This window comes from Thiomonas sp. FB-Cd, assembly GCF_000733775.1.
In the GTDB taxonomy this organism is placed as follows: domain Bacteria; phylum Pseudomonadota; class Gammaproteobacteria; order Burkholderiales; family Burkholderiaceae_C; genus Thiomonas_A.
Genome location: NZ_JPOE01000002.1, coordinates 1,590,764 through 1,603,689 on the forward strand (window position 1 = coordinate 1,590,764; position 12,926 = coordinate 1,603,689).

9 protein-coding genes, 1 tRNA gene and 1 pseudogene are annotated in these 12,926 nt (G+C 63.3%); 2 read left to right on the forward strand and 9 right to left on the reverse strand.

Annotated features, from left to right (window positions below; translation table 11 throughout):
- Window positions 1-126 precede the first annotated feature (126 nt).
- Window positions 127-375, forward strand: coding sequence for a tyrosine-type recombinase/integrase (locus CD04_RS22535; RefSeq protein ID WP_051849019.1), 249 nt, complete (start codon window positions 127-129; stop codon window positions 373-375).
- Window positions 376-486: 111 nt separating this feature from the next.
- On the opposite strand, the gene CD04_RS0107760 is transcribed toward CD04_RS22535, so the two are convergent.
- The 4 genes from CD04_RS0107760 to CD04_RS0107775 form a co-directional block, all read right to left on the reverse strand.
- A tRNA-Ser gene (locus CD04_RS0107760) sits at window positions 487-577 on the reverse strand.
- Window positions 578-649: 72 nt separating this feature from the next.
- Window positions 650-1,945 carry a serine--tRNA ligase gene (gene serS, locus CD04_RS0107765; protein WP_031405625.1) on the reverse strand — a complete coding sequence of 432 codons (1,296 nt, stop codon included), beginning with the start codon at window positions 1,943-1,945 and terminating at the stop codon, window positions 650-652.
- A gap of 50 nt (window positions 1,946-1,995) precedes the next feature.
- Window positions 1,996-2,982, reverse strand: coding sequence for a 4-hydroxy-3-methylbut-2-enyl diphosphate reductase (ispH, locus tag CD04_RS0107770; RefSeq protein ID WP_031405627.1), 987 nt, complete (start codon window positions 2,980-2,982; stop codon window positions 1,996-1,998).
- The gene (locus tag CD04_RS0107775; RefSeq protein ID WP_031405629.1) at window positions 2,979-3,428 is read right to left on the reverse strand and encodes a peptidylprolyl isomerase; all 450 of its coding nucleotides are present in this window, start codon (window positions 3,426-3,428) and stop codon (window positions 2,979-2,981) included. Before CD04_RS0107775 ends, ispH begins: the two co-directional genes overlap by 4 nt.
- A gap of 438 nt (window positions 3,429-3,866) precedes the next feature.
- Here CD04_RS0107775 and CD04_RS0107785 point away from each other — a divergent pair, with 438 nt between their 5' ends.
- A complete protein-coding gene (locus CD04_RS0107785; protein WP_051849020.1) occupies window positions 3,867-4,484 on the forward strand; it encodes a Smr/MutS family protein in 618 nt (205 codons plus the stop codon).
- Window positions 4,485-4,543: 59 nt separating this feature from the next.
- On the opposite strand, the gene CD04_RS0107790 is transcribed toward CD04_RS0107785, so the two are convergent.
- The 5 genes and pseudogenes from CD04_RS0107790 to CD04_RS21595 all read right to left on the reverse strand — a co-directional run bounded on the left by CD04_RS0107790 (window position 4,544) and on the right by CD04_RS21595 (window position 12,861).
- Window positions 4,544-4,966, reverse strand: coding sequence for a group II truncated hemoglobin (locus CD04_RS0107790; protein ID WP_031405635.1), 423 nt, complete (start codon window positions 4,964-4,966; stop codon window positions 4,544-4,546).
- An 86-nt stretch (window positions 4,967-5,052) separates the two neighbouring features.
- The gene (locus tag CD04_RS0107795; protein WP_031405638.1) at window positions 5,053-7,605 is read right to left on the reverse strand and encodes an ABC transporter permease; all 2,553 of its coding nucleotides are present in this window, start codon (window positions 7,603-7,605) and stop codon (window positions 5,053-5,055) included.
- 208 nt (window positions 7,606-7,813) lie between these two features.
- Window positions 7,814-9,442 carry a peptide chain release factor 3 gene (locus tag CD04_RS0107805; protein WP_031405640.1) on the reverse strand — a complete coding sequence of 543 codons (1,629 nt, stop codon included), beginning with the start codon at window positions 9,440-9,442 and terminating at the stop codon, window positions 7,814-7,816.
- 52 nt (window positions 9,443-9,494) lie between these two features.
- Entirely contained in the window at window positions 9,495-11,087 is a 1,593-nt protein-coding gene (locus tag CD04_RS0107810) for a CHAD domain-containing protein (RefSeq protein WP_051849021.1), read from the reverse strand.
- Window positions 11,088-11,188: 101 nt separating this feature from the next.
- Window positions 11,189-12,861: pseudogene (locus tag CD04_RS21595) on the reverse strand (electron transfer flavoprotein-ubiquinone oxidoreductase).
- Between the last annotated feature and the right edge of the window lie 65 nt (window positions 12,862-12,926).

Below are 12,926 nucleotides of genomic sequence, written 5' to 3' on the forward strand. Positions count from 1 at the left end.
AACAGCATTACAGCCCCACGGTACCCGCATCGCGTTCCGCGTAGCGTTCTACTCGGGTCTGCGCATGGTCGAGCTTTACAGGGTCAATGGCAACCGGCTGATTCTGGCGGACACAAAAGCGGTGACATGCGGGCGGTCCCCGTTCATCCACGCATCCGCAGGTGCCTGCCGTACCTGCTCATCACCATCAATCGCAGCACCCTGCAAAAAGACATCGTTCGGGCGAAGGAGTGTGCGCAGATTTCTGGCGTGCGATTCCACGATCTGCGCCAATCGGCTGCCAGTGAGATGGTCAACGCTGGCGTCGATCTGTTCACGTTGGGCACTGTGCTAGGCCACCGTGCCCGCGCAGCACCAAGCGCTATAGCCACCTGATGGCTGACCGCCTGGCGGACGCTTTGGGCATGATCGGGCAGAAAAATCCGCACAAGACGCCGCAAATGCCAAGAAAAAAGCCGCTGTCTAGCGGCCTAATCCTTGATTCGCTGGCGGAAAGGGTGGGATTCGAACCCACGGTACGGAAGAACCGTACACCGGATTTCGAGTCCGGCGCATTCGACCACTCTGCCACCTTTCCAGGGTGTTGATTGCTTTCGTACACGCCGTCAGCGTGCCAAAGCAAGCAAACGTGCAAGTTTAGCAGGAAGAATCAGGCCCGAGGCGGGATGAGCGCAGTTTGCCCGCCAAGATATGGCTGCAACACTTGCGGGATGTCGACACCGCCGTCAGCACGTTGAAAATTTTCGAGGACCGCCACCAACGTGCGGCCAACTGCAAGACCCGACCCGTTAAGCGTGTGAACCCATTCCGTCTTGCCTTGTGCATTGCGCGTGCGTGCCTGCATGCGCCGAGCCTGAAACGCATCCATGTTGGAACAACTGGATATTTCACGGTAGGTATTCTGTGCAGGCAGCCAGACCTCCAAGTCATAGGTCTGTGCCGCCCCAAAGCCCATGTCGCCCGTGCAAAGCAGCATGGTCCGGTAAGGCAACTCCAGAGCCTGAAGCACGGCTTCGGCGTGCGCGGTCAGCTGCTCCAGCGCCTGCGCCGATTGCTCCGGGGCCGTAACCCAAACCAGTTCGACTTTGTCGAACTGGTGCTGCCGAATCATTCCGCGCACGTCGCGCCCGTAGGAGCCTGCCTCGGAACGAAAGCAAGGTGTGTGCGCCACATAGCGAAGCGGAAGCTGCTCGGGCGGGACGATGGAGTCACGGACAAAGCTGGTGAGCGGGACCTCCGCTGTGGGAATGAGGTAGAAGTTACCCAGTTCACCCCTCGGTACGGCGAAAAGGTCGGCTTCAAACTTGGGCAACTGTCCTGTACCGCGCAAGGTTTCAGCGCTGACCAAATAGGGCACGTAGGCCTCGGTATAGCCGTGGTGCTCGGTGTGCATGTCGAGCATAAACTGCGCGAGAGCCCTGTGGAGGCGCGCAAGGGGGCCGCGGAGCACAGAAAAGCGGGCCCCGGCGAGTTTCGCACCGGTCTCGAAATCCAGGCCGAGCGCGGCGCCGACATCGACATGGTCTCGCGCTGCAAATTCAAAGGCGCGCGGCTCACCCCAACGCCGCACTTCGACGTTGCTCTTCTCATCTTCGCCCACCGGCACAGCCGGATAGGGAAGATTGGGCACTCCCATGAGCAGCTCCGCGAGATCTATCTGAATACTCTCGAGGCGCGCAGCCGAGCGGTCAAGCTCGTCCCTGAGCGCAGCGACCTGCGTCATCAAGTCGCTGGCATCCTCGCCTTGTGCCTTGCGCTGGCCAATCTGCTTGGAAAATTGATTGCGCTGGGCCTGCAACTCTTCCGTGCGCGACTGAAGGTTCTTGCGTTCAGCCTCGAGCGCCGCGAAACGGGAGACGTTCAGAAAGGTTTGCGGGCTCTTGCGTGTGGCCAGGCGAGCGACAACGCCGTCGATGTCCTTGCGCAGCAGGTTGATGTCGAGCATGAATGCTGTGGGTTGGATTGGAGAAGTTAGAAGGGCCGAGCACACTGCGCTCAGGATGACCCCGTAACCCGTTGGGGGGATTTGGCGCCGAGACCTTTGGGCAACGGAAACTGCACCCGCTCGGCCACACCTTCGAGGTTGCGCACGTTTCGCGCGCCAAGTTCGCGCAACCGGTCGATGACCTGCTGGACGAGTTGCTCAGGGGCCGATGCGCCGGCTGTGACACCTACGCGCGCAGCGCCATGCAGCCATGCCGCCTGCAGATCATTTGCTGTGTCCACCATGTAGGCCGGGCGGTCCAGGCGAGCGGCAACTTCGCGTAGCCGGTTGGAATTGGAGCTGCTTGGGCTGCCGACCACGATCACGACATCGACCTGCGGCGCCATGAGTTTCACGGCGTCTTGGCGATTTTGGGTGGCGTAGCAGATATCCTGCTTTTTCGGTTCACGCAACCGCGGGTAGCGTGCGCGCAAGGCCGTAACGATGGCACTGGCGTCATCCACCGAGAGCGTGGTTTGCGTCACGTAAGCCACTTCGGCATCCGGAGGAAAGGGCAGGTTCGGCACATCTTCAGGGGTTTGCACCAGATGCACGCCCTCAGCCTGGCCCATGGTGCCTTCCACCTCTGGATGGCCGGCATGACCGATCATCACCAGATGCAGACCCTCACGGCACATCTTGGCCACCTCCACATGCACCTTGGTCACCAATGGACAGGTGGCATCGAAGACCTTGAGACCACGCGATTCCGCCTCGCGGCGCACCGCCTGCGACACCCCGTGCGCCGAGAACACGAGGGTGGAACCGGTGGGCACATCGACCAAGTCGTCGACGAACACAGCGCCCTTGGCGCGCAGGCTTTGCACAACTGTGGTGTTGTGCACGATTTCATGGCGCACATAGATGGGAGCGCCGAAAAGATCGAGCGCGCGCTCAACAATGTCAATGGCACGGTCAACACCCGCGCAAAAACCACGCGGGCTTGCCAGGAGCACATCAAGCATGGCCGGTGGCGCTGCAGCTGCCTCGATGCTCATAGAACACCCAGAATATGCACATCGAACACAACAGGCTTGCCAGCCAGCGGGTGGTTGAAGTCAAGCTCCACCATGTCGTCACTCACGGCGGTGACAGTCGCGGCTGCCGACGCACCGCTCGCTGATGTCACCCCTGAGAGCTGCACGGCGTCACCCACGGCAATGTGCACGTCATCTGGCAGATGGTTCTGAAGTGCGGCGCGCGATATGCGCTGCACACGGGCCGGGTCATGCGTGCCGAATGCCGTGTCCGGTGGAAGTTCAAAATGCGCCTGCGCACCCTCCTCCAACCCGAGCAGACAGGCTTCCAACGCCGGGGCGAGTTGGTGCGCGCCCAAGGTAAGCGTGGCTGGCCGATGGCCGAAGGTGTTGACCCAGTCGGGGCCGTCGGGCGCCGACAGTCGGTAATGCAGGGTGAGCAGGGAATCGGGACGGACGCTGACCACAGTGTCTAAACTCCGGAAACAAAGGATTATTGTAGGGACGTGTCCATGCCCGCACCCATTGCCGCTCTTCTTGCGCTCGCCCCCCGGCCGAGGCGTCGCGTGACGAACCTGACAGGCATGCCCAGGGTAGACAGCGCTCGCATGCACCCCGTCAACTCGTCCATCCGATCGGGGTGCCCGCGCGCAGCCACTTTCGAGGAGCACATGGCCAAGGCAGTTGGGCAAGCAGACGCTGACTATGCGTCGAGCAGCACGCATCCTGAACGACTGTTCGCGATCGGCGTGGCGCAAGGCCTCTGTCGCGGCACGCTTGCGGGCATAGCGCCTGAATTCCATCCAGCCCTTTGGACATGCGCAACTGCCGAGCCCCCGGCCGACCACGCGGCAAGTGCATCAGCCACGGCGCAGTGCGCCCCGCTGTAGGGACGACCTCGCGCGATGACCGCTTCACGCACCCCACGCACCCCGCGCGCCCCCAAGGCGCAAACCACCACGCCACAGCCTAGCGCCGAGGAGCGTGAGCTCTTCCGCCAGGCTGTAGCAGGTGCCCAGCCCATCGCTCCCAGCGGGCGCGTCACGCTTGCCCCGCCGGCCCCCCAGCCCATCCCGCTGCAACGTCTGCGCGATGAGCAAGCCGCACTCGCAGAATCCCTGTCGGACGAAGTCGACGTCGACAGCCTGCTGGAAACCGACGAACTTCTCTCGTTCCGCCGCCCGGGCATTGGACCTGACATCGTGCGCAAGCTGCGACGCGGGCATTGGGTTATCCAGGCTGAATTGGACCTCCACGGCATGCGACGCGACGAGGCGCGCGAAAGCCTGTCCGGCTTCATCCATTCTGTCCGGGCGCAAGGCGTGCGTTGCGTGCGGATCATCCACGGCAAGGGGCTGAGCTCCCCGGGGCGGGAGCCCGTCCTCAAGCACAAGGTACGCGCCTGGTTGGTGCAAAAAGATGAGGTCCTGGCGTTCTGCCAAGCCAAGCCTTCAGACGGCGGCGCTGGCGCTCTTGTCGTTCTTCTACGTGGCGTGGACGCTCGGCGCGTACGTCCGGCGTAAGCCAGTGCGTTGGGGCGATCGGCGGTGACGGGTTGCGGGCCCGCGCCGCAACCACACCCCTACGACGCTTCCACCGCTTTCTCAGGCTGGTTGCGCATCCAGTCAGCCGTGCCGGCAAAGGCGGTATGCAGCCGCATTCGCAGCTCTGGCGCGATATCCAGTTCTGCCATCGCTTGATCCATACAGGCCAGCCATTGGTCACGCTCCTTCACGCCAATCGCGTAGGGGAAATGGCGCATGCGCAAACGTGGATGGCCAAAGCGCTGCTCATACAAACCTGGGCCACCGAGCCAGCCGCACAAGAACCAGTGCAGCTTGTTTCGCGTTTGCTCCAAATGCCCAGGATGCATGGAGCGCAATTCAGCGTAGGCCTCGTCCAGCTCCATCAGGTCGTAGAAACGGTCAACCAAAGCGCGCACACCCGGCTCTCCGCCGAGCAACTCAAACGGGGCTGTGGGTAATTGGGACTCTGGGGTGCTCATTGTGGCGCAATGGGAATGTTCCAACGCCTATTGTCGCCGCTCACCCATGCCCCAGCCTTGCCACACGTCAAAATCCGGCGCGACGCTCAAGTGACCGCGCGCAACGTGCGCAGAGGTGGTGCATTCACCACATGGCGCAGCGCCATCCAACCCACAGCGAGTGCCAGAAGGGCGCCCATCGCAATGCCCACGGCCAACCACCAGATCGCGGGAGTCCAGGCGAAGTCAAAGACCCGCCGCGCCAGCACCCACGCCACGCCCGCCGCCGCCAAGGTGCCAAGAAAACCCGCCAGCGCTCCGCTGAAAATGAGCTCCGCAGCCATGACTCGCCTCAGCAGACTCGTGGAAGCGCCCAGCACGCGCCACATGGTCGTCTCGTGCTCACGCTCCTGTCGGCTGATCAGCAGACTGGCTATCAACACAGCGAGCCCTGCTGCCAACGCGAAGGCGAACAAGAACTGCACAGCGGTGCTTACCTGCTCGAGCATGTGCCGTACTTGGTCGAGCAAATACCCGAGGTCGATGATGGTGATATCGGGAAAGGCATGGGCCAGGCGATCGTCCAGATGGGTGTCCGCGGGAGGCTCGAAAAAAGCGGTGATGAACGTGGCGGGCTGCTCCGCCAGCAAGTTGCGCGGCATGAGCACGAAAAAGTTGACGCGCATCGAGCCCCAATCGATCTTGCGCAGGCTTGTGATGGGGGCGGTCACCGTGCTGCCCGCAATATCGAAACGCAAGCGGTCGCCCATCTTCAGGCCCAGTGTGTCGGCGATGCCCGTATCGACCGACAACCCTTCTGCGCCAGGGCCCGCTGTTGCTGCCCAGGTGCCGGCCGTGATCCGGTTATGGGCAGGGAGTACCGGCGTCGTCGAAAGGTTGAACTCGCGGTCGATCAATGCACGTGCACGCTCGCTCTTGTAGTCGCGCCCGAATACCGCTTTGCCATTGACGGCCACAAGACGCCCGCGCACCATCGGGTACCAGTCGAACTGGGCAATGCCGGCTGCCTTCAGGTTCGCCTGAAAGCCTTGCGCTTGCTGCGCCTGGATGTTGATCACGAAACGGTTGGGTGCATCCGGCGGCAGGCTTGCGTGCCAGCCGGCAAGCAGGCCCGTGCGCAGCATGGCCACCAGCATGAGTGCCAGCATGGACAGGCCGAGGGCGCTGATCTGTGCCACAGCCTGCGCACTGCGTGAACCCAACTGCCGCGCGGCCAGGGCCAGCACGCCGCGGCGGCCGTTACTCAGGCGCCGAAGGGCTGCCACCAGCGCGTATGCGAGCACGGCAAAGACCAGGGCGGATGCGACGAAGCCGCCGAGTGCGATCCATGCGAGGCGCCTGTCCTGCGCCAGCACTAGCAAGACCCCAATGAAGATGGCGACACCGCCAAGCCCTAACAACCATGCCGCCAGGCGATGTGCCTGCCTTTCCCGCCGAAGCACACGCAGCGGCGGCACGCGTGCAAGTTGCACAACTGGTGGTAGCGCAAAACCCAAAAGCAACGACAAAGCAGCCAGCAGGGCAATGCCTGCAGGCTGCCAGCCCGGGGCTGGCAGATCGCGCACATCCACCACGCCGGCCAGCATTTGGAGCAATGAAGCCTGGCCGACTAATCCCAGCGCCGCTCCAACGATTGCCGCCAACACGCCAAGCAGCACAAGTTCGCCCGTGACAAGCAGGAGCACCCCCGTTTGTGACAAACCCAGCGCCTTGAGCAACGCCGTCGAGTCGAGCCTGCGCCGTGCAAAATCGCGCGCCGCGATGGCCACTGCTACAGCAGCAATCAGGGCCGTCAGCATGGAAACCAGCTGCAAAAAACCCGAGCCGCGCTGCAGATTCTGGCCGAGCTCGGGCCCTCCATCGGCAACGGTTAGAACCCGCATGCCGTGCAAGCCCTGATCGTCGATGCGCGCCTTGGCCCACGCCGCGTAGCCTTCTGCGGCCTGCGGCGGGCCTGAAGTGGCCAAGCGGTAGGTCACACGACTCGCGGGCTGGATCAGCCCCGTCGACGGCAGATCAGCGGCATTCATCATCACTCGCGGAGCGAAACTGATGAAGCCGGCACCGCGATCGGGCTCGCGCTGGATAACGGCTGCGATAGGGAAACTGCGCGTGCCCAAGGTGATGGGACCTTGTGGCGGCGCGTTGAGCTGCGCGGCGACGCCCGGATCCACCCACACCGTGCCTGGCTCGGGCGCGCGGCGCAGCTTGAGGGTGGGGGTCCCTTCCCCATCCTGTGTCGTGGCTGTCCGGCGCGCACCACCTGAGACCGGGCTCAGCTCCATGCTGCCAAGCAGCGGATAGCCCCCGTCCACAGCCTTCACCGCCACCAGATGAGTACGACCCTGAGCACCTGGCCCGACGGCCATGCTGGCAAACACTGCCGTTTGGGTGATCCGAAGTCCCATAGCTCTGGACTTCTGCACAAACGCAGCAGGAACCGGGTGGTCACTCTGGACGACGGTCTGTCCACCAATGAGCTGGGCAGCATCCCGCTTGAGCGCGGCATCAAGCCGCTGCGCAAGAAATCCCACTGTGGACAATGCCGCCGTAGCCAATACGAGCGCCAGCCACATCAGGCGCAACTCGACCGCACGCAGATCGCGCAGCGCCAGGGGAACAAAACGGGCGGGTCTCATGACACGGTCTTTGGCTTGGCAGGAAATCGCCGCACGGCGCCCGCACGGCCCGCTCGGCGACCCAAAGGCACGGCTTCGCCGCGTAAGCGTTGATTCATGCGGCCAGCGTAGATGGCGTTCACCACCGTGTCAAAGCGCAAGCCCGTTTGGCCCCAGGCCAAAGCGGGGCAAAGGACGACACCAGGGCTGAAGCTGGGCGCTTGACCAATCAGGCAGCCAGATCCGTCTGGAATACCCGCCCCGCATGCTCGCGCAGCGCGTGGAACGAGATGCTTGGCCAGCGCTCCTGCAGCACTCTCAACTCCGCAGCATGGGTCAGCAAGATGGTGGGCGCGTCGACCACGTCATAGGCAATGCGGTGCCCATTTTCTTCGATGAAGCGTTTGAGTTCTTTCTCGTCATCACTGTGAATCCAGCGCGCCACGCGGTATGGCGTCGGGCCCAGGCGTGCCGCCACGTTGTACTCGCCGCTCAGACGGTGCAGCACCACATCGAACTGGAGGCTCCCCACCGCCCCCAAGAGCAGGCTGCCTGAGAAGTGCGGCCGAAAAACCTGGATCGCACCCTCCTCCCCCAATTGCATCAGCCCGGTTCGCAATTGCTTGCTGCGCAGCGGATCGGCGATCTCCACTGCCTGGAACAATTCGGGCGCGAAAAACGGCAGGCCGGTGAACTGCAGTGTTTCGCCCTCGGTCAGCGTGTCGCCCAGACGCAAAGTGCCGTGGTTAGGGATACCGATGATGTCCCCGGCCCAAGCCTCCTCAAGGAGTTCGCGCCGCTGCGACATGAAAGCCACGACGGTGTTCGGGCGGATCTCCTTGCCGGTGCGCCCTACTTTCAGGCGCATCCCGCGTGTAAACCGTCCGGAACACACACGCACAAACGCGATCCGGTCGCGGTGTGCTGGATCCATGTTGGCCTGAATCTTGAACACCAAGCCGGTGAATTTGGGCTCTGTCGGCTGCACCACGCGTTGCACCGCCGCTCGCGGGCCCGGTGATGGCGCCAGATCAACGAGTGCGTCCAGGACCTCGCGAACGCCGAAGTTGTTGATCGCCGAACCAAAAAACAGCGGCGACTGCCGACCCGCAAGGAAGGCGGCGCGGTCGAATACCGGCGTGGCATCTGCGAGCAGGCCGATCTCCTCCTGCGCCTGTGCATGCTCGAGGCTGAATCGCGCGGCAAGCTCCGGATTGTCCAGCCCATCGATAAACTCGTCACCCGCGTCATCGAGTCTGTCCTCGCCGGGGCGGAATACGCGCATGCGCTGCTTGCGCAAATCAAGCACGCCATGAAAGTTCTTGCCCATGCCCACAGGCCAGGTGAACGGAATGGCATCCATGCCCAGGTGGCGCTCAATCTCGTCCATCAAATCCAGGGGCGTGCGCACCTCGCGGTCCATCTTGTTGACGAAGGTGATGATGGGCGTGTTGCGAGCTCGGCAGACCTCCAGCAGGCGCAAGGTCTGCGCCTCCACTCCATTGGCCGCGTCAATCACCATGAGCGCTGAGTCCACCGCAGTCAGCACCCGATAGGTGTCCTCGGAAAAATCCTGGTGGCCAGGGGTGTCGAGCAAATTGATGACGCAGTCCCGCCATTCCATCTGCATCACCGAGGAGGCGACCGAGATACCCCGCTGCTTCTCGATTTCCATCCAATCGGACGTCGCGTGCCGACTGGCCTTGCGCGCCTTCACACTCCCGGCAATCTGGATTGCGCCAGAAAAAAGAAGCAGCTTTTCGGTAAGGGTCGTCTTGCCCGCATCCGGGTGGGAAATAATGGCAAACGTGCGCCGTCGCGCGATTGGGGAACCAGGAAGCGATGATTTGTCTTGCATTCCTGAATTGTAGGGATTGGCCGGCAGGCGAGCCCCGCGATGCACGCCAGCCTCAGCCTTTTCCCGCCCCCGAGGCCTGCGCCAGCGACTGCACCGCTCGCGCCGTCAGACTTTCGGCCTGGTCGGGCCCAAGCCACCCTTGCTCGCTGCCTTCGAGCAGCAGCCGCTGCGCATCGTGCCAATCGCCGAGGTGAGTTTGAAGCACCTCTGCTTTTTGGCGTAGGTGATGCAGCTCCTTCGCCTCAGCATCGGGCAAGGCATGGCCCAGCCGCTCCAGCGAAAGGCGCAGGCGCTTGGACTGGATGCGCAGTGCATGCAGCTTTCCTGCCTCCTTCGCAGTCAGTTGAACGCCTTGCACGGCAAGCTGCAAGACGTCCTGACTTGCAGCCCATGCCTTGCGCCAGCGCCTGTGATCCTGGCGTACGGCGTGCTTCGCCATTTGCGCCAACGCGGCATCTTGTCCACGGTAGGCGCGACGCTGGGCACCACCTCTTGTGCGTGCATCCGACTGGCTACGGCCCCACCCTTCTGCCCAGCGTCCGAGTGCCAGCAGCAGGCGAGCGAAACGCGGACTGCGCACATACGCCTGCAGAGCGGCGCGCAGTCGCATGCGTCTGGCCTCAATGTGCACATGCAGACGCGTTTGCGTCTGGACCGGCAGCAGATCAAGCCAAACGTCAGTATCGCGCACCGCCCCGGCAATCTGCATGGCCCAACGCAATTCCCCAGCGAACCAACGCACCGACCGCACGTCCGCATAGGGCGCCAGCCAGCGCAGCACGGTCCGCAGGCGGCGCAGGACCACGCGGAACTGGTGCACGGCCCGCGCCGTATCCGAGTTGCCAATGAGCTCGGCCCATACCGCCAGTTGTGCCGCAGCTGTGCTCACCCAAAGCTGCGCAGCCTGGCCCACGGGTGTCGCGGAAGCCAGGCTCGGTGGCTCGGGCAGTGCCTGCACGCCCTTGCCTGCGGCTAAAGCAGCGGCACGCTGGGCCTTGTTGACGGGGCTGAGTATCAGGGCGAGGTCCTGCGCCATCGCCCAGGCCAAATCCCAGCAATGGGCCCACTGACCGCTCAGCAATTCCATTTCAAGTTCGGCAAGCGGCGCGCTCAGCGCCTGACCTGCCTGCACGGCCGTGCAGGCGCCACGGTCAAGCGCCAACTCGATCTGGCTGCCGGCCCAGTCCACGATCCAGGCCGTGCGCGCGAACACGGTGCCGAAAACGGGTTGCAGATTTCTGCCAAGTTCGTGCAATTCCAGGCCAAGGCTGCCCAGCGGGGTGTCATGCAGCGCACGCTGAAGATCAGCATCGGCAAGGGCGTGCACCTCGCCAGCGTCTTCCAGCGTGGCCGGTGCAGCTTCCCACTCCCACTCGCCGCGCGAATGGCTGAAGGCGTCTGCTGGCCCCTGCCCCTCGCCCCTGAGCGGCGTGAATTTCACCGTCATGACCCGCTGACCTGCAGCGCGCCTCAGGCGCAGGACCAGGCCCGCGGCTGCAAGACGGGCATCGGGCGTGTCGAAATACTGGGTGGCGAGCTCCTGCGTCACGGGCGGAGCGGCCAGGAGGTTCAAGATGGGATGGTCAAGCAACTGGCGCGCAGTGTGCGCCTCGATACTGAACTTGAGCTCGCGTTCGACTCCCATCGCCCCTCCCCATGAGCCTCCGCGTGGGCCTCGCAATCGCCCGCACAGCCCATCTTATAGGCCTTTTGCCGAGCGTCGCCCATGCTGCGCGACGCTCGGGTTCACATGCCCGCGTAATTGGGCCCGCCACCGCCCTCGGGCGCCACCCAAACGATATTCTGCGTCGGATCCTTGATATCGCAGGTCTTGCAATGCACACAGTTTTGCGCGTTGATCTGAAGCCTGTCGTTATTGTCGGGACCCTTGACGAACTCGTACACACCGGCCGGACAGTAGCGCTGCTCGGGGCCGGCATACCGCGCCAGATTCACCTGCACGGGCACGGACACGTCCTTGAGGGTGAGGTGGGGGGCTGGTTTTCCTCATGGTTGGTGTTGCTCAGGAAAACCGATGACAGGCGGTCGAAGGTGAGCTTGCCATCAGGCTTCGGGTAATCGATCCGCGGCATCGTGTCGGCTGGCTGGAGCGCCGCGTAATCAGGCACCTTGCGGTGGATGGTCCAAGGCATGCGGCCTTTGAATAGCCATTGCTCGATACCCGTCATCAGCGTGCCCACCATCCTGCCCTTCTTGAACCACTGCTTGAAGTTGCGCGAACGTTGCAGCTCATCATGCAGCCATGACTGCTCAAATGCCCGCGGGTACGCCTGCAGCTCGTCGCCGCTGCGCCCAGCCGCCAGCGCCTCGGCGATGCTTTCTGCGGCCAGCATACCCGTCTTGATCGCCGCATGACTGCCCTTGATCCGCGAGGCATTGAGAAAGCCCGCCTCGCAGCCAACCAGGCATCCCCCGGGAAACACAAGCTTGGGTAGCGACAGGATGCCGCCCGCGGTCAATGCCCGCGCTCCGTATCCCAAACGCTTGCCCCCCTCAAAAATCGGCGCGATCGCCGGATGGGTTTTGAAACGCTGGAACTCCTCGAAAGGGCTGAGCCACGGGTTGCGGTAATCAAGCCCGACAACCAATCCAACCGCCACTTGGTTGTTGGGCATGTGGTAGACGAAGGATCCTCCATACGTCTTGCTGTCAAGGGGCCAGCCTGCCGTATGGAGCACGCGCCCGGGTTTGGCCTGCTCGGGTCTGACTTCCCAAAGCTCCTTGATGCCGATGGCGTAGGTCTGGGGGTCGCGCCCGGCATCGAGCTTGTAGCGCGCGATGAGTTCACGCCCAAGCTGTCCGCGCGCCCCTTCGGCGAACACCGTGTATTTGGCGCGCAGCTCCATGCCAAGCTGAAAATGATCCGTCGGCTGGCCATCCTTGCCCAGACCGAGATTGCCGGTGGCCACACCACGCACAGTGCCGGACTCGTCGTAGAGAACCTCCGCAGCGGGAAAGCCAGCGAAGATTTCAACCCCCAGGTTCTCGGCTTGCTGTGCCATCCAGCGCACCACACTGCCGAGGCTGATGACATAGTTCCCGTGATTCTTGAAGCAATCCGGCTGGAGGGCCTGTGGCACAGGTCTGGCCCCAGCCGCGCTGAGGAACCAGAACTGGTCTTCCGTCACAGGTTGATCCAGCGGCGCGCCGTCCTGCTTCCATTCGGGTAACAGTTCGGAGATCGCCCGCGGATCCATGATGGCTCCCGACAGGATGTGAGCCCCCGCTTCCGAGCCCTTCTCGAGCACGCAAACGGATATGTCCTGCCCCTTTTCGCGTCCGATCTGCTTGATCCGGATCGCCGCCGCAAGCCCTGCCGGCCCGCCGCCTACCACCACCACGTCATAGTCCATGGCCTCGCGTGGACCATATTGCGACAACAACTGCTGCGATGTCATCCGAGTCTCCCGTCGATCACGTGTTCTGCGCCGTTCAGACAGCGCCGTGCTCGCTGATTGTAGGC